Source organism: Streptomyces sp. NPDC001204, assembly GCF_053598035.1.
This window is the reverse complement of record NZ_JBSFJL010000018.1, coordinates 85093-109199: the sequence shown is the minus strand read 5'-3', so window position 1 is coordinate 109199 and position 24107 is coordinate 85093. Positions and strand designations below refer to the sequence as shown.

The following is a 24107-nucleotide window of genomic DNA, read 5'->3' as shown; positions in this document are numbered from 1 at the left end:
TCTGTCCGACCGACCGCACGACCGGCTGACCCGATGGGTGCCGATCGCGACTTCGCGTACGGCGCCGCCGCCGGCCTCCTCGGTGACCTGCTCCTCGGCGATCCACGCCGCGGGCACCCCGTCGCCGTGTTCGGACGGGCCGCGGGTGCCGTGGAACGCGCGCTGTGGCGGGACCACCGCGGCTGGGGCGCCCTGCACACCGCCGTGTGCGTGGGCGGTGTCCTGGGATCGGCCGCGCTGGCCGCGTCCGCCGCGCGTTCCTCGCGTACCGCGTCCGTCGCGCTGACCGCCGCCGCCACCTGGGCCGTCGTCGGCGGCACCTCCCTCGCCCGTGAGGCACGGGAGATCGGGCGCGCGCTGGACGCCGGGGACGTCGAGGGCGCCCGGGCGCGGCTGCCGCATCTGTGCGGGCGCGATCCGCAGGCGCTGGACGCCGACGGGATCGCCCGGGCCGTCGTCGAGTCCGTCGCCGAGAACACCTCCGACGCGGTGGTGGGCGCGCTGGTGTGGGGCGCCGCCGCCGGTGTGCCGGGCCTCCTCGGCTTCCGCGCGGTCAACACCCTGGACGCCATGGTCGGGCACAAGTCCCCCCGGTACCGCCGCTACGGCTGGGCCTCGGCCCGGCTCGACGACCTCGCCGGATGGCCGGGGGCGCGGCTCACCGCCGCCCTGGCGGCCGTCGCGGGCGACGACCCGCGCGGTGCCGTACGGGCCTGGCGCGCCGACGCCGGCCGGCACCCGAGCCCCAACGCCGGTCCGGTGGAAGCCGCGTTCGCGGGGGCGCTCGGGGTGCGGCTGGGCGGCACGCTCTCGTACGCCGGGCGCGTGGAGCACCGCCCGGAGCTCAACGGCAACGGACGAGCCGTCCGGCCGGGTGACATCGAGCGCGCGGTGCGGCTCTCCCGCCGCGTGGGCTGGCTCGCGCTCGGCGTGTGCGCGGGCGTACGGCTGCTGAAGAGAGGACGGACGTCATGAGTGGCGGTCTGCTCGTCGCCGGCACCACCTCCGACGCCGGGAAGAGCGTCGTCACCGCCGGGATCTGCCGGTGGCTGGTGCGCCAGGGCGTGAAGGTCGCCCCCTTCAAGGCGCAGAACATGTCCCTCAACTCGTTCGTCACCCGGGAGGGTGCCGAGATCGGGCGGGCGCAGGCCATGCAGGCCCAGGCGTGCCGCATCGAGCCGACCGCGCTGATGAACCCGGTGCTGCTCAAGCCGGGCGGCGAGCAGAGCAGCCAGGTCGTGCTGCTGGGCAGGCCGGTGGGCGAGTTGAGCGCGCGCGGCTACCACGGCGGGCGGCAGCAGAAGCTCCTCGGCACCGTGCTGGACTGCCTCGCCGAGTTGCGCAGCACGTACGACGCGGTGATCTGCGAGGGGGCGGGCAGCCCGGCGGAGATCAACCTGCGCCGGACCGACATCGTCAACATGGGGATCGCGCGCGGCGCGCGGCTGCCCGTGCTCGTCGTCGGCGACATCGACCGCGGCGGCGTCTTCGCCTCCTTCTTCGGCACGCTCGCGCTGCTGTCGCGGGAGGACCAGGAACTCGTCGCCGGGTTCCTCGTCAACAAGTTCCGCGGGGACGTCTCGCTGCTCGAACCCGGGCTCGACATGCTGCATGGGCTCACCGGCCGGAGTACGTACGGCGTGCTGCCGTTCCGGCACGGGCTCGGCATCGACGAGGAGGACGGACTGAGGGTGTCGCTGCGGGGCGCGGTGCGGGAGTCCACCGTGGCGCCGCCGGTCGGCGAGGACGTGCTGCGGGTCGCCGTCTGCGCCGTGCCGCTGATGTCCAACTTCACCGACGTGGACGCGCTCGCCGCCGAACCGGGCGTCGTCGTGCGGTTCGTGGACCGGCCCGAGGAACTCACCGACGCCGACCTCGTCGTCGTGCCCGGTACACGCGGCACGGTCAGGGCACTGGAGTGGCTGCGGGAGCGGGGGCTCGCGCGGGCCCTGGCGAGCAGGGCCGCCCAGGGGCGGCCGGTGCTGGGCATCTGCGGCGGCTTCCAGCTCCTCGGCGAGCACATCGAGGACGACGTGGAGAGCCGGCGCGGACACGTCGACGGGCTCGGCCTGCTGCCCGTACGGGTCAGGTTCGCCCGCGAGAAGACCCTCGCCCGGCCGCGGGGCGAAGCCCTCGGCGAGCGGGTCGAGGGATACGAGATCCATCACGGGGTCGCCGAAGTCACCGGCGGGGAAGGGTTCATCTCCGATGACGGTGGACACAGCCTGGACGGCTGCCGGGTCGGGGCCGTCTGGGGCACGCACTGGCACGGCTCACTGGAGTCGGACGGCTTCCGGCGCGCGTTCCTGCGCGAGGTGGCGGCCGCCGCCGGCCGCCGTTTCGAGCCGGCGCCCGACACCTCGTTCGCCGCGCTGCGCGAGGAGCAGCTCGACCGGCTCGGCGACCTGATCGAACAGCACGCGGACACGGACGCGCTCTGGCGGCTCATCGAGTCGGGCGCGCCGCAAGGACTGCCTTTCATTCCACCGGGAGCGCCCGCATGAGCACAGTGTTGTTGTTGTCGACCGCCGACACCGATCTGCTCGCCGCCCGAGCCTCGGCCGCCTCCTACCGGATCGGCAACCCGACCCGCGTGGACGTCGACGAGGAGCTTCCGGGGCTGCTGGACGGCGCGGACATCGCCGTCGTACGGCTGCTCGGCGGCAAGCGCGCCTGGGAGGACGGGCTCGCCGCGCTGAAGGCCTCCGGCGTCCCGACGGTGCTGCTGGGCGGAGAGGCCGTACCGGACGCCGAGTTGATGGCCGAGTCGTCGGTGCCGGCCGGAGTCGTGGCGGAGGCGCTGAAGTACCTCGTCGAGGGCGGCCCGGAGAACCTGGCGGAACTCGCCCGGTTCCTCTCCGACACGGTGCTGCTGACCGGCGAGGGCTTCGAGGAGCCGCGGCGGATGCCGGAGTACGGCGTCCACGGTTCCCGTGCGACCCGCGAGGGCCGCCCGACCGTCGGCGTGCTCTTCTACCGTGCCCACGAACTGAGCGGCAACAGCGCGTTCGTCGACACGCTGTGCGACGCGATCGAGGCGCACGGGGCCAACGCCCTTCCCGTCTACTGCGGTTCGCTGCGCGGCGCGGACGCCGGGCTGTACGAGATCCTCGGGCGCGCCGACGCCCTGGTCGCCACCGTCCTCGCGGCCGGCGGCACGCACGCCTCGCAGGCCTCGGCGGGCGGGGACGAAGAGGCGTGGGACATCGGGGCGCTCGCGGACCTGAACATCCCTGTGCTGCAAGGGCTCTGCCTGACCTCCTCGCGCACCGCCTGGGACGAGTCCGACGCCGCGCTGTCCCCCATGGACGCGGCCATGCAGGTCGCGATCCCGGAGTTCGACGGGCGGCTGATCACCGTCCCGTTCTCCTTCAAGGAGCAGGGCCCGGACGACGTGCCGGTGTACGCGGCCGACCCCGAGCGGGCCGCCCGGGTCGCCGGGATCGCCGTACGGCACGCGCGGCTCAGGCACAAGCCGAACGCCGAGAAGAAGCTCGGACTGGTCTTCACCGCCTATCCGACCAAGCACTCCCGGGTCGGCAACGCCGTCGGTCTTGACACTCCCGCCTCGGCGGTGCGGGTGCTCGACGCGCTCCGGGACGCCGGGTACTCCCTCACGGAATACCCCGCGGGCGGCGACGAGTTGATCCACCGGCTCATCGAGGCCGGTGGCCATGACGTGGAGTGGCTGACCGAGGACCAGCTGGCCGCGGCGCCCGCACGGGTGCCGCTCGCGGACTACCGGGCGTGGTTCGGCACCCTGGACCCCGAGCTGCGGAACGCCATGCTGGAAGCCTGGGGCGAACCGCCGGGCAGCCTGTATGTCGACGGCGACGACATCGTCCTCGCCTCCCTCCGGTTCGGGAACGTCGTGGTGATGATCCAGCCGCCGCGCGGCTTCGGGGAGAACCCGATCGCGATCTACCACGACCCCGACATGCCGCCGTCCCACCACTACATGGCGGCCTACCGGTGGCTGGAACACTCGTTCGGCGCCGACGCGATCGTGCACATGGGCAAGCACGGCACGATGGAGTGGCTGCCGGGCAAGGGCCTTGGGCTGAGCGGGGGGTGCGCCCCGGACGCGGTCCTCGGCGATCTTCCGCTGATCTACCCCTTCATCGTCAACGACCCCGGTGAGGGCACCCAGGCCAAGCGGCGCGGGCACGCCACGGTCGTCGACCACCTCGTCCCGCCGATGGCGCGCGCGGACACGTACGGCGACCTGGCCAAACTGGAGCAGTTGCTCGACGAGTACGCGCTCGTCTCCGACCTGGACCCGGCGAAGGCACCCGCCGTACGGGCCCAGATCTGGACCCTGGTCAAGGCCGCCGAGCTGCACCACGACCTGCGGGTGGACGAGCAGCCGGACGACGACGCGTTCGACGAGTTCGTCATGCACATCGACGGCTATCTGTGCGAGATCAAGGATGTGCAGATCAGGGACGGTCTGCACATCCTCGGCGGCGGCCCGGTCGGCGAGCCGCGCGTGAACCTGGTGCTGGCCGTGCTGCGCGCCTCGCAGGTGTGGGGCGGGCAGGCGAACGCGCTGCCGGGGCTGCGGGCCTGTCTCGCGGAGCACTTCGGTCTGGTGGAGAAGGAGTTGCTGGCCGAGCCGGGCGCTCCGGTGAAGGTGCCGGTGGAGCTGACGGACCTGGTCGAGGGGCCCTCGCGCACGGCGGCGGACGCCATCGACCTGCTGGAGCAGCTGTGCCGGCGGATCGCCGAGGGCATGGAGGCGCGCGGCTGGGCGGCCGACGCGGGTCCGGCGCTCGTCCGGGAGGTACTGGGCAGCGAACTCCCGGACGCGACGGCCGTGCTGGAGTTCGCCTGCACCGAGGTCGTGCCGCGGCTCGCCCGTACGACGGACGAGATCGGGCACATCCTGCTGGCGCTGAACGGCGGTTACGTCCCCGCGGGCCCGTCCGGCTCGCCGACCCGGGGCCTGGTCAACGTGCTGCCGACCGGGCGCAACTTCTACTCGGTCGACCCCAAGGCGATCCCGTCGCGGCTGAGTTGGGAGGTCGGCCAGTCCCTCGCGGACTCGCTGGTGGCCCGCTATCTCCAGGACACGGGCGCGTACCCGAAGTCGGTCGGCCTGACGGTCTGGGGCACGTCCGCGATGCGCACCCAGGGCGACGACATCGCCGAGATCCTGGCGCTGCTGGGCTGCCGCCCGGTGTGGGACGACGCCTCCCGCCGGGTGACCGGCTTCGAGGTGGTCCCCCTGGCGGAGCTGGGCCGGCCGCGCATCGACGTGACGGTCCGCATCTCGGGCTTCTTCCGGGACGCGTTCCCGCACGTCGTCCGGCTGATCGACGACGCGGTACGGGCGGTGGCGGAGCTGGACGAGCCCGCCGAGCGGAACTTCGTGAAGGCCCACGCCGACGAGGACACCGCCGTGCACGGCGACCGGCGCCGCGCCACGGCCCGTGTCTTCGGCTCCAAGCCGGGCGCGTACGGCGCGGGTCTGCTGCCGCTGATCGACGCGCGCAACTGGCGCTCGGACGCGGACCTCGCCGAGGTGTACGCGGTGTGGGGCGGCTACGCCTACGGACGCGGGCTCGACGGGCGAGCGGCGCGCGGGGACATGGAGACGGCGTTCCGGCGGATCGCGGTGGCGGCGAAGAACGTCGACACCAGAGAGCACGACCTGGTCGACGCCGACGACTACTTCCAGTACCACGGCGGCATGGTCGCCATGGTGCGGCATCTGACGGGGGCCTCGCCCGAGGCGTACGTCGGGGACTCCGCCGTACCGGACCAGGTGAAGACCCGCACGCTGGGCGAGGAGACGCACCGGGTCTTCCGCGCGCGGGTGGTCAACCCGCGCTGGATGAGCGCGATGCGGAGGCACGGCTACAAGGGTGCCTTCGAGATGGCGGCGACCGTGGACTACCTGTTCGGGTACGACGCCACGGCGGGCGTGGTCGACGACTGGATGTACGAGAAGCTCAGCGCCGAGTACGTCTTCGACGCCGAGAACCGGGACTTCATGAAGAAGTCCAACCCGTGGGCGCTGCGCGGCATCACCGAGCGGCTGCTGGAGGCGGCCGACCGGGGGCTGTGGGCGGAGCCGGACGCGGACACGCTGGAGCGGCTGCGGGCCACCTATCTGGAGCTGGAGGGCGACTTGGAGGGCGAGGACAAGTGACCACCCCGTTTCCGTTCACGGCTGTCGTCGGACAGGACGACCTGCGCTTGGCGCTGCTGTTGAACGCGGTGAGCCCGGCCGTCGGCGGTGTTCTCGTGCGCGGCGAGAAGGGCACCGCCAAGAGCACCGCTGTGCGCGCTCTTTCGGCGCTGCTGCCCCAGGTGGACGTCGTCCCCGGGTGCCGTTTCTCCTGCGACCCCGGGTCGCCCGATCCCGCCTGCCCGGACGGCCCCCACGAGCCGGGATCCGGTACGGCGCGGCCGGCGCGGATGATCGAACTCCCCGTCGGCGCCTCCGAGGACCGGCTCGTGGGGGCGCTCGACATCGAGCGGGCGCTCGCCGAGGGCGTGAAGGCCTTCGAGCCCGGCCTGCTCGCCGACGCGCACCGCGGGATCCTCTACGTCGACGAGGTCAACCTTCTGCACGACCACCTCGTGGACCTGCTGCTGGACGCCGCCGCCATGGGCGCCTCCTACGTCGAGCGCGAGGGCGTCTCCGTTCGGCATGCGGCGCGCTTCCTGCTCGTCGGGACCATGAACCCGGAGGAGGGCGAGCTGCGGCCGCAGCTCCTCGACCGGTTCGGGCTCACCGTCGAGGTGGCGGCCTCGCGGGAGCCCGACCAGCGGGTGGAGGTCGTGCGCAGGCGTCTCGCCCACGACGACGATCCGGCCGCCTTCGCCGCCCGGTGGGCGGCGGAGGAGGCCGCCGTACGGCAGCGGATCGTGGCCGCGCGTGAGCTGCTGCCGTCGGTGCGGCTCGGGGACGGGGCACTGCGGCAGATCGCGGCGACCTGTGCCGCCTTCGAGGTGGACGGGATGCGCGCCGACATCGTGATGGCCCGCACCGCCACCGCGCTGGCCGCGTGGGCCGGGCGGACCGACGTGCTCGCCGAGGACGTACGGCAGGCCGCGCTGCTGGCCCTCCCCCACCGGCGGCGGCGCAACCCCTTCGACGCTCCGGGACTCGACGAGGACAAGCTCGACGAGACCCTTCAGGAGTTCGGAGGCCCGGAGGACGACGATCCCGACCCCGGTCCCGATGGGCCCGGCGGTGGCGGCGGGCAGCCCGCCCCCGACGACGGCGGCCCGCAGGGCGGTGACACAGCGGCACAGGCGGAGTCCGGAGAAGGCGGCGAGCCGCAGCCTTCCGGTGCCGGCGCCGGTGAGCAGTCCGCCGTACGCGCCTCCGAGCCGTTCCGTACCAAGGTGCTGAGCGTGCCCGGCCTCGGCGAGGGCGCCGCCGGGCGGCGCTCGCGGGCGCGGACCGAACACGGGCGCACGATCGGGGCGCGGCGGCCCCGAGGCGCCCTGACCAAGCTGCACTTGGCGGCCACCGTGCAGGCCGCCGCCCCGCACCAGCGGGCGCGTGGACGGTCCGGGCCGGGACTGGTGGTCCGCCGGGACGATCTGCGGCAGGCGGCCCGTGAGGGGCGTGAGGGGAACCTCGTGCTCTTCGTCGTCGACGCCTCCGGCTCGATGGCCGCGCGGCAGCGGATGAGCGCCGTGAAGGGGGCCGTGCTGTCCCTGCTGCTCGACGCCTACCAGCGGCGGGACAAGGTGGGGCTGGTGACCTTCCGCGGCAGGGACGCGCAGGTCGCGCTGCCGCCGACCTCGTCCGTCGACGCCGCCGCGGCCCGCCTGGAGTCGCTGCCGACCGGTGGGCGGACTCCGCTCGCCGCCGGGCTGCTCAAGGCACATGAAGTGCTGCGGGTCGAGCGGCTGCGTGATCCCGCGCGGCGGGCGCTGGTCGTGGTGGTGACCGACGGGCGGGCCACCGGTGGTCCGGAGCCGGTGGCCCTGGCCGGGCGCGCGGCGCGGCTGTTCGCGGCCGAGGGGGTCGCGTCGGTGGTCGTGGACTGCGAGTCGGGGCCGGTGCGACTGGGGCTCGCCGGGCAGCTCGCGGGTGAACTGGGCGGTACGGCCGTGACGTTGGACGAGCTGCGAGCGGACAGCATCGCCGGTCTTGTCAGGGACGTGCAGGGGACTTCGAGGAGGGCCGCGTAATGCCTCAGGGGCAGCCGAGCGTCGTACCGGAGGATGGACTGACGACCCGTCAGCGGCGCAACCGCCCGCTGGTCGTCGTGCACACCGGGGTCGGCAAGGGCAAGTCCACCGCCGCCTTCGGGCTGGCGCTGCGCGCCTGGAACCAGGGCTGGCCGATCGGGGTGTTCCAGTTCGTCAAGTCGGCCAAGTGGAAGGTCGGCGAGGAGAACGCGCTGCGGGTGCTGGGTGCCTCCGGGCAGGGCGGCACCGTCGACTGGCACAAGATGGGCGAGGGCTGGTCCTGGGTGCAGCGGGACGCACAGGGTGACAACGCGACCAACGAGCAGAAGGCGCGTGAGGGCTGGGAGCAGGTCAAGCGCGACCTGGCCGCCGAGACGTACCGGCTGTACGTGCTCGACGAGTTCGCGTATCCGATGCACTGGGGCTGGATCGGCACCGACGAGGTCGTGGAGGTGCTGCGGAACCGGCCCGGAACCCAGCATGTGGTGATCACCGGGCGGAACGCGCCCGGTGAGCTGGTGGACTTCGCCGACCTCGTCACCGACATGTCCAAGGTGAAGCATCCGATGGACGCCGGGCAGAAGGGGCAGAGGGGCATCGAGTGGTGACGTCCCTGTCCGTGCCCCGGCTGGTCGTCGCCGCGCCCTCGTCGGGCAGCGGCAAGACCACCGTCGCCACGGGGCTGATGGCCGCGCTGACCCGGCGGGGCCTTTCGGTGTCGCCGCACAAGGTCGGCCCGGACTACATCGATCCCGGGTACCACGCGCTCGCCACCGGGCGTGCGGGGCGGAACCTGGACGCGTACCTGTGCGGGCCGGAGCTGATCGGACCGCTGTTCCTGCACGGGGCCCGCGGGTGTGGCATCGCCGTCGTCGAGGGGGTGATGGGGCTGTACGACGGGGCCGCCGGAGAGGGTGAACTGGCGTCCACCGCGCAGGTGGCGAAGCTGCTGCGGGCGCCGGTGGTACTGGTCGTCGACGCGTCGTCGCAGTCCCGGTCGGTGGCGGCGCTGGTGCACGGGTTCGTGACGTGGGACCCGGAGGTGCGGATCGGGGGCGTGATCCTCAACAAGGTGGCCTCCGACCGGCACGAGGCGCTGCTGCGTGAGGCGCTGGACTCGGTCGGGGTGCCCGTGCTGGGAGTCCTCCGGCGGGTCGAGCAGGTCGACACGCCCTCTCGTCATCTCGGCCTGGTGCCGGTCGCCGAACGGCGGGCGGCGGCCGTGGACGCGGTGGCGGCGATGGCGGCGCAGGTTTCCGGCGGGTGCGATCTGGAGGCGCTGGTCGCGCTGGCGCACAGCGCGGGGCCGTTGTCGTGTGCGGCCTGGGACGCGGCCGAGGTCCTGCTCTCCTCCTGCGGGGAGTCCTCCCCAAAGAGGCCGAGAGTCGCCGTCGCCGGTGGATCCGCCTTCACCTTCTCCTACGCGGAGCACGCCGAGTTGCTGAGTGCCGCCGGGGCCGAGGTCGTGCCGTTCGACCCGCTGCGGGACGAGCGACTGCCCGAGGGGACCCGCGGGCTGGTCGTCGGGGGCGGGTTTCCCGAGGTGTACGCGGCGGAGCTGTCCGCCAACGAGCCGTTGCGCGGGGCCGTCGCCGAGTTCGCGCTCGGCGGTGCTCCCGTCGCCGCCGAGTGTGCCGGGCTGCTGTATCTGTGCCGGGAGCTGGACGGGCAGCCCATGTGCGGGGTGCTGGACGCCTCGGCGCGGATGACCGGGCGGCTCACGCTCGGCTACCGGGACGCCGTGGCCGTGAGCGACAGCGTGCTCGCCGGGGCCGGGGAGCGGATGCGGGGGCACGAGTTCCACCGGACCGTCGTCGAGCCCGGCTCGGGGACGGGGGCGGCGGCCCCCGCCTGGGGTGTGCGCGTCCCCGAGCGGCGGGTCGAAGGCTTCGTACAGCGGAACGTGCACGCGAGTTATCTGCACACGCACTGGGCCGCCGCACCCGGTGTCGCCCGTCGGTTCGTCGAGAGGTGCCGGACGTCATGAGCAGCAGGCTGATCGGAGTCGGGGTGGGGCCCGGCGATCCGGAGCTGGTGACCGTCAAGGGCGTCAACGCCCTGCGTGCCGCGGACGTCGTCGTGGTGCCCGTCATGGGCGCGTCCGACGGAACGGACGGCGGGGAGAGGGGGCGTGCCGAGGCGACGGTGCTGCACTACGTGCCCGCGGCGAAGGTCGTCCGGGTGGTGTTCGCGCTGAACGAGCGGTCGGACCGGGCGCGGCGGGAGGCCGCGTGGGACGCGGCCGGGGAGCGGGTCGCCGGGCTGCTCCAGGCCCGCGGCACGGTCGCCTTCGCCACCATCGGCGATCCCAACGTCTATTCGACCTTCACGTATCTCGCGCAGACCGTCGCCGCCCTGGTGCCGGGAACCGTGGTGGAGACCGTGCCCGGGATCACCGCTATGCAGGATCTGGCGGCGCGTTCGGGAGCCGTGCTGACCGAGGGCACCGAGCCGCTGACACTGGTGCCGGTCACCGCGGGGGCCTCCGTGCTCAAGGAGGCGCTGAACGGGCCCGGGACCGTCGTGGCGTACAAGTTCGGACGGCAGGCGCGGGAGGTGGCCGAGGCGCTGCGGGACAGCGGGCGGATCGACGACGCGGTGTGGGGGTCGGCGCTGGGGCTGCCGGAGGAGTCGATCCGGCCGGCGTCGGGACTGGACGGGGCTCCGCTGCCGTACCTCTCGACGCTCATCGCGCCCGCGCGGCGCGAGGGCGGGCGGGGCGGCAAGCTGTGAGCCGTACCCGCGCGCGGGGGGACCGGTCATGCCGCCAGGCCGACCACCACCCAGATGAAGGCCACGCCCGCGACCGTGCACAGCAGGGTCGAGCGGGCCGGGTGCTCGTGGTGGGCCTCGGGGAGGATCTCGGCCGCGGCGAGGTAGAGCAGGGCCCCGCCGAAGAGGCCGAGATAGCCGCCGAGGAACCACTCCGGGATGCTGACGAGCGTGGTCGCGGCGGCGCCCGCCATGGGGGCCAGGGCGTCCGCGACGAGCATGGCGACGGCCTTGCGGCGCGCGTTGCCGTACAGGCTGGTGATGGTGAACGTGTTGAAGCCGTCGGCGAAGTCGTGGGCGATGACGGCGACCGCGACCGCGGCGCCCATGCCGTCGTTCACCTGGAAGGCGGCCCCTATGGCCACGCCGTCCATGGCGCTGTGACCGACCATGGCGGCCGCCGCCGTCAGGCCCACCTCGGGGGCGCGGTGGTTGTGCCGCTCGTCGCCGCCGTGCGCGGCCTGCCGCGCGGCCAGCAGGCGTTCCACCAAGTGGGCCACCAGGAACCCGGCCACGAACAGCAGCAGGGCCGCCGGTACGCCGAACACCTCCTGGCCGGCCGCGTGCAGCGCCTCCGGCAGCAGGTCCAGGCCGACCACGCCCAGCATCAGGCCGCCGGCCAGTCCCAGGACCAGGTGGCGGCGGTCGGTCACCCGCTGTGCCGTCCAGCCGCCGGCCAGCGTCATCAGGAACGCGCCGAGCGCGACGAAGACCGCCATGTGCCCTTGCTATCCGATCAGGCCCCGATCGCGCACATCCGGCCACTGCCACATCACCGCATACCAGAACATTTCGCATGAGAGGACCCGAACCCATGGCCGATGCCCCGACCGGCAAGGTGACCTTCGTCGGTGCCGGCCCCGGCGCCGCCGACCTGCTGACGTTCCGCGCGGCCCGCGCGATCGCCGAGGCCGACGTGGTGATCTGGGCGGCCAGCCTGGTGCAGGCCGAGGTGCTCCAGCACGCGCGGGAGGACGCGGAGATCCTGGACTCGGCGGCCATGTCCCTGGAGGACGTCGTCGCCGTGTACGAGCGGGCGCACGCGGAGGGGCTGAGAGTGGCCCGTATCCACTCCGGCGACCCGGCGCTGTGGGGCGGCACGCAGGAGCAGCTCGACCGGTGCGCGGACATCGGGATCGGTACGGAGGTCGTGCCCGGTGTCTCGTCCTTCTCGGCCGTGGCCGCGCTGGCCCGGCGCGAGCTGACGATTCCGGAGGTCGCGCAGTCGGTCGTGCTGACCCGGCTCGGTGGCGGGAAGACGCCGATGCCGCCCGGCGAGGAGGTGCGCGAGTTCGCCCGGCACGGCACCACCATGGCGGTGTTCCTGTCGGCGGCCCGCAGCGGCCAGCTGGTGCGGGAGCTGCTGGAGGGCGGCTACCCGACGTCCACGCCGGTCGTGGTGGCGTACCAGGCGACCTGGCCGGAGGAGCTGATCGTCAGGTGCACGGTCGGCACGCTGGAGGAGACGGTCAAGGAGCACAAGCTCTGGAAGCACACGCTGTTCCTGGTCGGACCGGCCCTCGACGCGCACGGCACCCGCTCGCACCTGTACCACCCCGGTCACTTCCACGGCCATCGCAAGGCCGACCCCGAGGCCCGCAGGGCCCTGCGCGCGCGGGGTGCGAGCACGTGATCACGGTCGTCGGCACGGGCACCGGGGCGTCGCACGGCACTCGGGTGCCGCCCGGCGCCGGGCTCGTCGTGGGCGCGCGGCGGCATCTGGACGCCGTACGGCTGCCGGAGGGCGCCGAGCGGGTCGTCCTGGGTCGGCTGGCGCCCGCGCTCGACACCATCGCGGAGTACGTCGGCAAGGAGCGGCCCGTGCTCGTGCTGGCCTCCGGGGACCCCGGTTTCTTCGGGATCGTACGGGCGCTCGCCGAGCGGTTCGGGCCCGAGCTGCTGGACGTCCGTCCCGGGGTCTCCTCCGTCGCCGCCGCCTTCGCGCGGATCGGGCTGCCCTGGGACGACGCGGTGGTGGTCAGCGCGCACGGGCGGGATCTGCGTACGGCCGTGAACGTGTGCCGGGCGCGGGCGAAGGTCGCCGTGCTGACCGGGCCGGGGGCCGGGCCCGCCGAGCTGGGCGCCGCGCTGGCCGGCGCCTGCGGCGACGACCGGGTGCTGGTCGTCGCCTCCGCGCTGGGCGACCCGGCGGGCGAGCGCGTGGAGCGGCTCACCCCCGCCGAGGCCGCCGCCCGCGACTGGGGCACGGCGGTCAACGTGGTGCTGTGCCTGGCCGGGACGAGGAGACCGGGGCCGTTGCGCACGGTCGCGGGGCCACCGGCCGGCCCGTCCCGATGGGCCCTGGAGGAGAGCGAGTTCGCCCACCGCGACTCGATGATCACCAAGTTCGAGGTGCGCGCCCTGGCGCTGGCCCGGCTCGGGCCGCGCCTCGGCGACCTGGTCTGGGACGTGGGCGCGGGCTCCGGGTCGGTCGCCGTCGAGTGCGCCCGGCTGGGCGCCGCCGTCACCGCCGTCGAGAAGACGGCCGATGGCGTGGAGCGGATCCGCGCCAACGCGGCGGCGCACGGCGTGGACGTGTCGGTGGTGCACGGAGTCGCGCCGGAGGCGCTGGCCCGACTCGCCGATCCGGACGCGGTGTTCGTCGGTGGCGGCGGGCGTGAGCTGCCCGCCGTCGTGACCGCGTGCGCGCGGCGGGCCCGGCGGACCGTCGTGGTCGCCGTGGCGGCGCTCGACCGGGTGCCGTCCGTGCGCGAGGCGCTGCTCGCCGCCGGGTTCGCCTGCGACGGCGTGCTGCTCCAGTCCTCGCGACTGGCGCCGCTGCCGGGCGACGTGACCCGGCTCGCGGCCACCAACCCTGTTTTCCTGCTGTGGGGCACGCGGCCCCCGGTGCTTCATGAAGGAGTCGCTGAGTGATCGGCCTCATTTCCGCCACGGCGGCGGGCGCGGCTGCGCGGGACCGGCTGGCCGCGGCCTGGCCGGACCGCACCCGGGTGTACGAAGGGCCCGTCGGGGACGCCGTGCGGGCCGCCTTCGCCGAGTGCGGGCAGCTGGTGTGCTTCCTGGCGACGGGGGCGGTCGTCCGGCTGATCGCGCCGCTGCTGGGCGACAAGGCCTCCGATCCGGGTGTGGTGTGCGTCGACGAGGGCGGCCGGTTCGCGGTGTCCCTGGTGGGCGGGCACGCGGGCGGGGCGAACGAACTGGCCCGCGCGGTGGGCGAGGTGCTGGGCGCGGAGCCGGTCGTGACGACCGCGACGGACGCCGTGGGACTGCCCGGCCTGGACACGCTCGGGCTTCCGGTGGAGGGCGACGTCGCCGGGGTCTCGCGGGCGCTGCTCGACGCGGAGCCGGTCGTGCTGGACGCGGAGGTGCGCTGGCCGCTGCCGCCGCTGCCGGTCGCCGCCGAGGGCGTGTACACGATCCGGGTCACCGACCGTGCCGCCGTCCCCGCCGAGCGGGAGGTGGTCCTGCGGCCGCCGACCCTGGTGGTGGGCGTCGGCGCGTCCCGGGGCGCACCCGCCGACGAGGTGACGGGCCTGGTCGAGAGCGCGCTCGCGGAGGCCGGGCTGTCCGCGGCGTCGCTCGCCGAACTGGCCACGGTCGACGCCAAGGCGGAGGAACCCGGCGTCGTCGAGGCGGCCCGGCGGCTCGGGGTGCCCCTGGTGACGTACTCCGCCGATGAGTTGGCGGCGGTCGACGTGCCCAACCCGTCGCGGGCGCCGCTCGCCGCCGTCGGCACCCCGTCGGTCGCGGAGGCCGCCGCGCTCGTGCGCGGAGGTGAACTCCTCGTGCCCAAGCGGAAGTCGGAGCGCCCCGACGGGACGCCCGCGATGGCCACCTGCGCGGTCGTACGGCGGCCGGGCCGCGGGCGGCTCGCGGTCGTCGGGCTGGGGCCGGGCGCGCGGGACCTGCTCACGCCGCGCGCGCAGGCGGAGTTGCGGCGCGCTTCCGTGCTCGTGGGGCTCGACCAGTACGTCGACCAGATCCGCGACCTGCTGCGGCCCGGGACGCGGATCCTCCAGTCGGGGCTGGGCGCGGAGGAGGAACGGGCGCGCACGGCGGTCGCCGAGGCCCGGCGCGGACACGCCGTCGCGCTGATCGGCAGCGGGGACGCCGGGGTGTACGCCATGGCCTCCCCCGCGCTCGCCGAGGCGTCCGGCGACATCGACGTCGTCGGGGTCCCCGGGGTCACCGCCGCCCTCGCCGCGGGCGCCCTTCTCGGTGCTCCCCTGGGCCATGACCATGTCTCGATCAGCCTCTCCGATCTGCACACCCCCTGGGAGGTCATCGAGCGGCGGGTGCGGGCGGCGGCCGAGGCGGATCTCGTCGTGACGTTCTACAACCCCCGCTCCCGGGGCCGGGACTGGCAGTTGCCGAAGGCGCTGGCGATCCTCGCCGGGCACCGGGAGCCGACGACGCCGGTCGGTGTCGTACGCAACGCCTCACGGCCCGGTGAGTCCAGCCGGGTCACCACGCTGGCCGGTCTCGCCCCGGAGACGGTCGACATGATGACGGTCGTGACCGTGGGCAACACCGCGACCCGCGAGATCGCGGGGCGCATGGTCACGCCGCGCGGCTACCGCTGGCAGGCACCCCGGGAGGAGTCCGAGTGAACCGCGTCGTCCACCCGATCGAACAGGAGTCGTTCCGGCGGCTGCGGGCCCGCCTGGACACCTCTCACTTCGCGCCGCTGACGCGGGCGGTGGTGGAGCGGGTCGTCCACTCCTCCGCCGACCTGGAGTACGCCTCCGACCTCGTCATGGACGAGAACGAGCTGGTGACGGCGCACGCCGCGCTGCACGCGGGGGCCCCGGTGGTCGCGGACGTGGAGATGGTGGCCGCCGGGATCACCCGGCGTGACAGTGTCTGCCGGCTGAGGGACGCCAGGTCCGGTCCCGGGATGACCCGCTCGGCGCACGCGATCCGGCTCGCGTACGAGGACGTCGGCCCCGGCGCCCTGTGGGTGATCGGCTGCGCCCCGACCGCCCTGGAGGAGCTGCTGAAGCTGAACGCCTCCCCCGCGCTCGTCATCGGTCTGCCCGTCGGTTTCGTCGGGGCGGCCGAGTCCAAGGCCGCGTTGCGCGAGAGCGGGCTGCCCGCCGTGAGCAACGTGTCCGAGAAGGGCGGTTCGGCGGTCGCCGCGGCCGCGCTCAACGCCCTGCTTTACCACCCCACTTCGCTTGAATCGCCTGAGGAGACCCTGTGACCACCCCGCCGCCGCCCGCCCTGCTCATCGCCGGTCACGGCACCCGGGACGACGCCGGAGCCGAGGCGTTCCGCGATTTCGTGAGGGAGTTGGGGCGCCGTCGGCCCGAACTGCCCGTCGCGGGAGGCTTCATCGAGCTGTCCCCGCCGCCGCTGGGCGAAGCCGTCGCCGAACTGGTGGAGCGGGGCGTGCGGCGGTTCGCCGCCGTACCGCTGATGCTGGTGTCCGCCGGGCACGCCAAGGGCGACATCCCGGCGGCGCTGGCCCGCGAGAAGGAACGGCATCCGGGGATCTCGTACACCTACGGCCGGCCGCTGGGCCCGCACCCCGCGCTGCTGCGGGTGCTGGAGCGGCGGCTGGAGGAGGCGCTGGAGGGTGCGGCCGGGGACCGGTCGGACGTGACGGTGCTGCTGGTGGGGCGCGGCTCGACCGACCCGGACGCCAACGCCGAGGTGCACAAGGCGGCGCGGCTGCTGTGGGAGGGGCGCGGGTACGCGGGCGTGGAGACGGCGTTCGTGTCGCTGGCGGCGCCGGACGTGCCGAGCGGGCTCGACCGGTGCGCGAAGCTGGGCGCGCGGCGGATCGTGGTGCTGCCGTACTTCCTGTTCACGGGCATCCTGCCGGAACGGGTACGGCGGCAGACGGCGGACTGGGCCGCCGCGCACCCGGAGACCGACGTGCGCTCGGCGGACGTGATCGGGCCGGAGCCGGAGCTGCTGGACCTCGTGATGGAGCGGTACGAGGAGGCGGTGAAGGGCGATCTGCGGATGAACTGCGACTCGTGCGTGTACCGGATCGCGCTGCCGGGCTTCGAGGACAAGGTGGGGCTGCCGCAGCAGCCGCACTTCCACCCGGACGACGACGGGCACGGGCACCACCACCATGGAGGGCACGCTCACTCCCATGCGCACTGAGGACGTGGCCGGGCACGATCTGCGGCACCACGGGGACGCCGAGGTGCGCGACGGCGGGGCGGCACTGGTCGATCTGGCCGTGAACGTACGGGCGGACACGCCGCCGGCGTGGCTGCGGGAGCGGATCACCGCCTCCTTGACCGGTCTCGCCGCCTACCCGGACGGGCGGGCCGCGCGGGCGGCGGTGGCGGCGCGGCACGGGCTGCCGGTGGAGCGGGTGCTGCTCACGGCGGGCGCCGCGGAGGCGTTCGTGCTGCTGGCGCGGGCGTTGAAGGTGCGGCGGCCGGTCGTCGTGCACCCGCAGTTCACCGAGCCGGAGGCGGCGCTGCGGGACGCGGGGCACACGGTGGACCGGGTGCTGCTGCGGGCGGAGGACGGCTTCCGGCTCGATCCGGCGGCCGTCCCCGAGGACGCGGACCTGGTGGTGGTCGGCAACCCGACGAACCCGACGTCGGTGCTGCACCCGGCCTCGGTGATCGCCGAACTTGCCCGTCCGGGGCGGGTGTTGGTCGTCGACGAGGCCTTCATGGACGCGGTGCCGGGCGAGCGGGAGGCGCTGGCGGGGCGGACGGACGTGCCCGGCCTGGTGGTGCTGCGCAGCCTGACCAAGACGTGGGGCCTTGCGGGGCTGCGGATCGGCTATGTGCTGTCGTCGCCCGAGGTGATCGCCGAGCTGGAGCGGGCCCAGCCGCTGTGGCCCGTGTCCACTCCGGCGCTCGCGGCGGCGGTCGCGTGCGTGGAGCCGCGGGCGCTGGCGGAGGCGGAGGACGCGGCTCGCCGCATCGCCGCGGACCGGGCCCACCTGGTGGCGGGCCTGGCCTCCTTCGCGGGGCACGGGGTGCGGGTGGGGGTGCGGGTGGTGCGGCCGGCCGAGGGCCCCTTCGTGCTGGTGCGCATGGCGGGGGCGGCGGACGTGCGGCGGCGATTGCGCGCCCTGGGATACGCCGTGCGGCGCGGGGACACGTTCCCCGGGCTGGGCGCGGACTGGCTGCGGCTGGCGGTACGGGACCGGGGCACGGTGGACGGCTTCGTGCGCGCCCTGGGCTCGGCGCTGTCGCCGCCCACCGTTCCCTGACTCATCGCGCCGGGAAGTCCCGCCGGTCCTGGACTTCCCGGCCGGCCAGCGAGGCCCCGGCTGTCAGCCGCGGCGCCGACGTGCCACCGCCAGCGCGCCTCCCCCCGCGGCCAGCAGGACGGCGGAGCCCGCCGCCAGGTACGGCGTGAGGGAGCTGCCGCCCGTCTCGGCCAGGTCGACGGTCTTCTTCTCGGGCGCGGCCTGCGGCTTCACGTCGGCGCTCTGGGGCTTCACGTCGCCGCCCTGCGGCTTCTCGTCGCCGCCCTGGGACTCGTCGCCGCCGCCCTGGTCGGCGGGCGGGGCCGCCTCCTTCTCCGGTGCCGTCGGGGACTCGCACGTCGCCTTGGCGAGGGTGACCGTGCCCTCCACCTCGGCCACGTTCAGCTTGAGCGGGTTGACGGAGACCTTGAGTTCCAGGGCCGTCGCCGCGGCCGTGCGGGAGGTCGTCTCACGCTTCGACAGGTCCAGGCGGACCTCGCCGACGCCGGGGACACGGACGTCGGTCGTGCCGCCGGCGGTGAGCGTCACCCTCTTGCCGAGCACCCTCACGGAGCCCAGGACGTTGCTGCTCGCGACCGGGGACTCGCCGGCCTCGCAGGTCGCCTTGGACGTGACCTGGTCGACCTCGATCAGGGACAGCAGGGGCAGGCCGGGGACGTGGATGCGCGCGTGGGCCAGCTGGACCACGCCCTCCGCCTTGTCCGCGGAGACGGTCGCGTCGGTCTTCGCGACGTCCGCGCGGATCACGCTGAAGGGCTTCCCGCCGTCGACGCCGTCGAGACGGGCGGTCAGCGCCGTCTGCTGCGCGCTCCGCGGTGCCTCGACCTCGTTGAAGGAGACCGCGAGCGGGACGTTCACCGTCTTGTTGACCAGGGACACGTCCAGCCCGGTGCGCAGGACGGAGGCGCTCGCGTGACCCGCCTGCCCGCCGGTCGCGTGCGCGGAGCCCGCGCCGGCCAGCGTCACCGGGCCGGCGGCCAGGACGGTGGCCGCGGCGGCGGTGGCGCAACGGCGGGCGGACACGCGGAAGTTGTTGCCGTTCAAGGTGTGGGCCCCCCAGAAAGGAATGCTTGGGACCCGGTAAGAATTACGTACTGAGAGTGAACGGTCAGCGATCTAACGTGACTTCACCCGTTCGGGAAGTTTCCGCGCACGCATTCGATTCCTCTGACCTCATCTGGTGCAGGTGTTCGTTCCGGCCACTCCCGTGACAGACGGCGGTCGGCAGACAGAGCAGTCTCCGGAATGCGGCAGGAAGACGGCCCAGGCCTCCCGGCCGACACGCACCCATGGCCGCCGGTGTCCTGCCGCTTGTTCATGCCGCTCCTGCAAGTCGTTGGATGAGACGTCCGGACTCCTCGACGTTGAGGTGGTACGTCGTACGGAGCAGCGGCGCTCCACCCGACCGCCGTAGGTTCCGGCCAGGAACCACACGTCCTCGGGCTGCTGCCGGTCCGCGAACTCACCGGTCTCGTCCAGCACCGGACTGCACTCATCGGGCGCGGGAAACGCCCACTGCCACCATCGCGCCACGAGTCTGCCGCCCTCGTGAACATTCATGTCCCACACGTCCGCCCCGAAAGCATGCAGCATTGGAATAAGCGCTTTCCGGCTCGGAGCGACTGAGTCCTCTCCCCGGTCCGCCCTGCTCCGTTAGATGCCACGGCGGACCTCGGCCGGACGGTGACTGTAGTGCGGGTGGCCACGCTCCATGGCGATGAGAGTGAGGCGCGGGTTGTCGGCGATGGGGGCGAGGTCACCGTCGCCGATTCGTGTGCTTCCAGTGATCAGTACCTCACGCAGGGCCGGATGCTCGGCGAGCGGGGCGAGTGTCTCGATGTCGCCGCTGTTCTCAAGTTCCAGCCTCTCCAAGCAAGGCAAAGCTGCCACGAACGCCACGGAGTCCGTCTTGGTCGACAACAATGCGACGTTTCTCAATTGATGGGCATCAGCAAGCAAGCGGGAGTCCCTCAGGCGGCCGCCATGGAGGCGCAGTTCTCGCAGTCGGGGAAACATGTCCGCACCCTCGGCACTCGTAACGGCGGACCTCGCGACCTCAAGGCGCAGGCGTTGAAGCGCCGGCTTGGCAGCCAGAACCGAGAAGGAGGTTCCCTTCCAGCGGGTCACAGTCAATTCTTCGACAGAAACGAGCCGAGGAAGACTACGCACCGCAGCTTTCCATGGGATCTCCACCTCACAGAGTCGCATGAGTTGCGAGAGGTCCAACTGCTGGGTGTAGAACTCGGAAATCCATAGCCGTTCCAGGCTCGCACAGTCATGACAGGCGTAAGGTCCGAACCGCCGCGCAATACCCGCAGGCTCCGTACACCCTGAAGGTCCGACAGAAAAGAAATGTCCATGCCTGTCCTCTGCATGGGAGCACCCACAACCAATCCGTTGCAGGCGCCGCTGGAGAAGTAACGACTGTATTCGGGCCGCCATTCTTCGTCCGTCACGAACATCTCGACCCAACCGGACCTCTGCCTGATGATCTTCATTTCATATACGCCTGTCCGTGAACCGGAGAACCGTAAAAATATTGGGGTGTTCCGCCGTTGCCCAAACCGTGTCCTCGCGTACACGAAAAACCCCATCCGATCACGTCTCCGCAGATCGGATGGGGTTTACAAGCGGCCGCGGGGGACGGGCCCCTTGACCCTCAGCCGACCACCTTGCCGTTCAGCACCACCCGCCGCGGTGCCGCCAGTACCCGTACGTCCGCTCGTGGGTCCTCGTCGTAGACGACGAGGTCGGCGGGGGCGCCCTCGGTGAGGCCGGGGCGGCCGAGCCAGGTGCGGGCGGCCCAGGTGGTCGCGGAGAGGGCCTGAAGGGGTGGGATCCCGGCCTTGACCAGTTCGGCGACCTCGGCCGTGGCCAGGCCGTGGGGCAGGGAGCCGCCGGCGTCGGTGCCGACGTAGACCGGGATGCCGGCGTCGTAGGCGTCCCGGACCGTGTCGTAGCGGCGTTCGTGCAGCCGTCGCATATGGGCCGACCAGCGCGGGAACTTGGTCTCGCCGCCGTCGGCGAGGCGGGGGAAGGTGGCGATGTTGACGAGGGTGGGGACGATCGCGACGCCGCGTTCGGCGAACAGCGGGATCAGGTCCTCGGTCAGCCCCGTGGCGTGTTCGACGCAGTCGATGCCCGCCTCGACCAGGTCACGCAGGGAGTCCTCCGCGAAGCAGTGGGCCGTCACACGCGCGCCCAGGCGGTGGGCCTCCGCTATCGCCGCCTCGACCGCCTCGCGCGGCCAGCAGGCCGACAGGTCACCGAGGTCGCGGTCGATCCAGTCGCCGACCAGCTTCACCCAGCCGTCGCCGCGCCGGGCCTCCTGGGCGACGTACGCGAGCAGGTCCTCCGGTTCGATCTCCCAGGCGTAGTTGCGGATGTAGCGGCGGGTGCGGGCGATGTGGCGGCCCGCGCGGATGATCTTCGGCAGGTCCTCGCGCTCGTCGATCCAGCGGGTGTCCGAGGGCGAGCCCGCGTCCCGCAGGAGGAGGGTGCCCGCGTCGCGGTCGGTGAGCGCCTGCTTCTCCGAGACGTCGTCGGGCACCGGTCCGTGCTCGTCGAGGCCGACGTGGCAGTGCGCGTCGACCAGGCCGGGCAGCACCCAGCCCTCGACGGTCCTCACATCGGAGGCGCCGGCGGGACGGTCGTAGGAGATCCGGCCGTCGACCACCCACAGCTCGTCCCGGACCTGGTCGTCGTCCGGGCCGACGAGCACCCGACCCTTCACGTGCAGCACCGCGCGATCGCTCATGCACCGCACCCTAATCAGCCCGCGCCCGCTGCGGACCACCCGGTCCGAGGTCACCGGGTGAAAGGGGGGCAGACCCGCCGACTACCCTCGATGCGTCCGTCCCCGCCCGCACGAAGAGAGCACCGCCGTGACCAACCCGTTCCTGGACCTCGCTCCGCTGAGCGCCGACCGATTCGCCTCGATCGAGGACCGGGTGGCGCGGCTGCTGGACACCGAACAGGATGTCGTGATCATGCAGGGTGAGGCGCTGCTGCCGCTGGAGGGCGCGATCAGGGGAACGGCCGGTCCCGGCACGACCGCGCTGAACGTGATCACCGGGCCGTACGGGCAGACGTTCGGCAACTGGCTGCGCGACTGCGGCGCGACGGTGTACGACCTGTCGGTGCCGTACCACACGGCGGTCACGGCGGACCAGGTCAGGGAGGCTTTCGCCGAGCACCCGGAGATCGACTTCGTGTCGCTGGTGCACGCGGAGGCGGCGACCGGCAACACCAATCCGGTCGCGGAGATCGGCAAGGCCGTGTCGGAGCAGGGCGCCCTGTTCTACCTGGACGCCGTGGCCTCGGTCGGCGCGGAACCGGTGCTGCCGGACGCGTGGGGTGTGGACCTGTGCGTGATCGGGGCGCAGAAGGCGATGGGCGGGCCGGCCGGGGTGTCGGCGGTGTCGGTCAGCGAGCGTGCCTGGGCCCGGATGGCGGCGAACCCGCAGGCGCCGCGCCGCTCCTACCTGTCCCTGCTGGACTGGAAGGAGCGCTGGATCGACGGCGGCCGCAAGGCGCTGCTGCACGCGCCCGCGCAGTTGGAGATGCTGGCGCTCGAGGCCTGCCTGGAGCGCATCGAGGTGGCCGGCCTGAACGCGGTGATGGACCGCCACACCCGTGCCGCCGCGGCGACCCGCGCGGGTGCGCCGGCCCTGGGCGGGGGCCTGGAGCCGTACGTGCACAAGGCCTCGGAGGCGGCCCCGGTCGCCACCACTCTGCGGGCCCCGTCGGACATCGACGCCTCCGAGCTGGTGGCCCGCGCCCTGGAGACCGACCCCGCCCTCCCGCTGGCCGCGGGCGGCGGCGCGCTCGCCAAGGAGATGATCCGCGTCAACCACTACGGGGCCGACGCCACCCGGGACGTGGTCGAGGCCTCCCTGACGGCCCTGGGCGCCGCCCTGACCGGTCTCGGCGCGACCGTGGACGTCGCGGCAGCCAGGAACGCGGTCGCGGAGGCCTGGCGCCGGTAGGCGCGCGGGCGGCGGGCCGGGCGGCGGCCGGAATGCCGGTGGGGTTCGTTGGACATGATGGCGACATCATTACGGACCACGCCCGGCACAACGGCCGGCACAACGGCGGGCCCGCATTCTCCAGAATCGGACGGACGGGGTTGACGGGTTTTCCCTGCGAGACAATTCGGTAATTAAATTGTAGGCAGCTTCCCACATTCTTCTGCCCCGTTTCTCCGGGCCTAAACGCAGAGATTTCATGAGCGCTCGGCGATGCAATTCGACGGCCCCCGGGAGCGTTACGTGACTGTGATGCGGTCCGCAGGTGCACCCCTTTTGCCCGGTTATTAACGGGCAAACCCGCCCATATCGCCGCCCTCTCGCGCGATCACGCGCCCGCGCGATAACACATGTGCACAGTTCACGTAAGGCCCGAGGGCGATGCATTTTTGAATTCTGCTCGGTAAGTTCATTCCACATGACTGCCGCCCAAGCAGACCTGCATTCCCCCCACACAGAATTGCCCGAGGCGCTCCGCATCGAGCGTCCCTCCCCCGCCGACGGCGCCGCACTCTGGCGACTCGCGAAGGAATCCGGGACGCTCGATGTGAACTCCTCGTACAGCTATCTCCTCTGGTGCCGCGACTTCGCCGCCACGTCCGCGGTGGCGCGCGGCGCCGACGGCGAGCCGGTCGGTTTCGTCACCGGATACGTGCGGCCCGACCGTCCGCACACCCTGCTCGTGTGGCAGGTGGCGGTGGACGCCGGCCACCGCGGTCGGGGCCTGGCCGCCCGGCTGCTGGACGTGCTCACCGCCCGGGTCGCCGCCGAGGGCGGGCTCACCTCCGTGGAGACCACGATCACCCCGGGCAACGCCGCCTCCGAGCGGCTCTTCACCTCCTACGCCGCCCGGCACGGCGCCACGGTCGAGCGCGAAGTCCTTTTCGGGGCCGAGCAGTTCCCGGACGGACCGCACGACCCGGAGGTCCTCCACCGGATCGGTCCGCTCTCCTTCTGACAGCCCTCCGGCCCCTCCGGCTCTCGGGCCCACCGCCACC

The 24107-nt window shown here is 73.2% G+C and carries 19 protein-coding genes; 15 read left to right on the top strand and 4 right to left on the bottom strand.

All coding sequences use genetic code 11. From position 1 onward, the window contains the following. Positions 1 to 33 precede the first annotated feature (33 nt). From ACWC91_RS24085 to cobI, 7 genes are read left to right on the top strand one after another with little or no spacing between them, the layout of a single operon-like run. The gene (locus ACWC91_RS24085) at positions 34 to 975 is read left to right on the top strand and encodes a cobalamin biosynthesis protein (protein ID WP_225074069.1); all 942 of its coding nucleotides are present in this window, start codon (positions 34 to 36) and stop codon (positions 973 to 975) included. Next, the gene (locus ACWC91_RS24080; protein WP_450644204.1) at positions 972 to 2504 is read left to right on the top strand and encodes a cobyric acid synthase; all 1533 of its coding nucleotides are present in this window, start codon (positions 972 to 974) and stop codon (positions 2502 to 2504) included. Before ACWC91_RS24085 ends, ACWC91_RS24080 begins: the two co-directional genes overlap by 4 nt. Beyond that, entirely contained in the window at positions 2501 to 6154 is a 3654-nt protein-coding gene (gene cobN, locus ACWC91_RS24075) for a cobaltochelatase subunit CobN (protein WP_450644202.1), read from the top strand. Before ACWC91_RS24080 ends, cobN begins: the two co-directional genes overlap by 4 nt. After that, complete coding sequence (locus ACWC91_RS24070; RefSeq protein ID WP_225074072.1) at positions 6151 to 8157, top strand: putative cobaltochelatase; 2007 nt, start codon at positions 6151 to 6153, stop codon at positions 8155 to 8157. Before cobN ends, ACWC91_RS24070 begins: the two co-directional genes overlap by 4 nt. Then, complete coding sequence (gene cobO, locus ACWC91_RS24065) at positions 8157 to 8765, top strand: cob(I)yrinic acid a,c-diamide adenosyltransferase (protein ID WP_225074073.1); 609 nt, start codon at positions 8157 to 8159, stop codon at positions 8763 to 8765. Before ACWC91_RS24070 ends, cobO begins: the two co-directional genes overlap by 1 nt. Further along, the gene (locus ACWC91_RS24060; protein WP_281154806.1) at positions 8759 to 10144 is read left to right on the top strand and encodes a cobyrinate a,c-diamide synthase; all 1386 of its coding nucleotides are present in this window, start codon (positions 8759 to 8761) and stop codon (positions 10142 to 10144) included. Before cobO ends, ACWC91_RS24060 begins: the two co-directional genes overlap by 7 nt. Beyond that, complete coding sequence (gene cobI, locus ACWC91_RS24055) at positions 10141 to 10890, top strand: precorrin-2 C(20)-methyltransferase (protein WP_450644199.1); 750 nt, start codon at positions 10141 to 10143, stop codon at positions 10888 to 10890. Before ACWC91_RS24060 ends, cobI begins: the two co-directional genes overlap by 4 nt. A 26-nt stretch (positions 10891 to 10916) precedes the next feature. Here the strand turns inward: cobI and ACWC91_RS24050 are convergent, their stop codons facing one another. Further along, a complete protein-coding gene (locus ACWC91_RS24050; RefSeq protein ID WP_225074076.1) occupies positions 10917 to 11648 on the bottom strand; it encodes a ZIP family metal transporter in 732 nt (243 codons plus the stop codon). 95 nt (positions 11649 to 11743) lie between these two features. Here ACWC91_RS24050 and cobM point away from each other — a divergent pair, with 95 nt between their 5' ends. Genes cobM through cobC form a run of 6 tightly spaced genes read left to right on the top strand, consistent with a single transcriptional unit; the run spans position 11744 to position 18082 of the window. Further along, complete coding sequence (gene cobM / locus ACWC91_RS24045) at positions 11744 to 12562, top strand: precorrin-4 C(11)-methyltransferase (protein WP_225074077.1); 819 nt, start codon at positions 11744 to 11746, stop codon at positions 12560 to 12562. Beyond that, a complete protein-coding gene (cbiE, locus tag ACWC91_RS24040; protein WP_450726032.1) occupies positions 12559 to 13803 on the top strand; it encodes a precorrin-6y C5,15-methyltransferase (decarboxylating) subunit CbiE in 1245 nt (414 codons plus the stop codon). Before cobM ends, cbiE begins: the two co-directional genes overlap by 4 nt. Next, a complete protein-coding gene (gene cobJ / locus ACWC91_RS24035; protein WP_225074079.1) occupies positions 13800 to 15500 on the top strand; it encodes a precorrin-3B C(17)-methyltransferase in 1701 nt (566 codons plus the stop codon). Before cbiE ends, cobJ begins: the two co-directional genes overlap by 4 nt. Further along, entirely contained in the window at positions 15497 to 16093 is a 597-nt protein-coding gene (locus tag ACWC91_RS24030) for a precorrin-8X methylmutase (protein WP_450643623.1), read from the top strand. Before cobJ ends, ACWC91_RS24030 begins: the two co-directional genes overlap by 4 nt. Next, complete coding sequence (locus ACWC91_RS24025; RefSeq protein ID WP_450643622.1) at positions 16090 to 17007, top strand: sirohydrochlorin chelatase; 918 nt, start codon at positions 16090 to 16092, stop codon at positions 17005 to 17007. Before ACWC91_RS24030 ends, ACWC91_RS24025 begins: the two co-directional genes overlap by 4 nt. Further along, the gene (cobC, locus tag ACWC91_RS24020; protein WP_450643621.1) at positions 16997 to 18082 is read left to right on the top strand and encodes an Rv2231c family pyridoxal phosphate-dependent protein CobC; all 1086 of its coding nucleotides are present in this window, start codon (positions 16997 to 16999) and stop codon (positions 18080 to 18082) included. Before ACWC91_RS24025 ends, cobC begins: the two co-directional genes overlap by 11 nt. A 63-nt stretch (positions 18083 to 18145) precedes the next feature. Here the strand turns inward: cobC and ACWC91_RS24015 are convergent, their stop codons facing one another. The 3 genes from ACWC91_RS24015 to ACWC91_RS24005 all read right to left on the bottom strand — a co-directional run bounded on the left by ACWC91_RS24015 (position 18146) and on the right by ACWC91_RS24005 (position 21839). Next, positions 18146 to 19126, bottom strand: coding sequence for an SCO1860 family LAETG-anchored protein (locus tag ACWC91_RS24015; RefSeq protein WP_450643620.1), 981 nt, complete (start codon positions 19124 to 19126; stop codon positions 18146 to 18148). Positions 19127 to 19735: 609 nt separating this feature from the next. After that, complete coding sequence (locus ACWC91_RS24010; RefSeq protein ID WP_450726030.1) at positions 19736 to 19954, bottom strand: hypothetical protein; 219 nt, start codon at positions 19952 to 19954, stop codon at positions 19736 to 19738. A 787-nt stretch (positions 19955 to 20741) separates the two neighbouring features. Continuing rightward, positions 20742 to 21839, bottom strand: coding sequence for an amidohydrolase family protein (locus ACWC91_RS24005; protein ID WP_450643619.1), 1098 nt, complete (start codon positions 21837 to 21839; stop codon positions 20742 to 20744). A gap of 127 nt (positions 21840 to 21966) precedes the next feature. Here ACWC91_RS24005 and ACWC91_RS24000 point away from each other — a divergent pair, with 127 nt between their 5' ends. Next, positions 21967 to 23070, top strand: a complete 1104-nt coding sequence (locus tag ACWC91_RS24000) for a pyridoxal-phosphate-dependent aminotransferase family protein (RefSeq protein ID WP_376501712.1) — start codon at positions 21967 to 21969, stop codon at positions 23068 to 23070. 457 nt (positions 23071 to 23527) lie between these two features. Continuing rightward, positions 23528 to 24067 (top strand): diaminobutyrate acetyltransferase, encoded by a 540-nt coding sequence (ectA, locus tag ACWC91_RS23995; protein ID WP_225074087.1) that lies wholly within the window; start codon positions 23528 to 23530, stop codon positions 24065 to 24067. Positions 24068 to 24107: the final 40 nt, after the last annotated feature.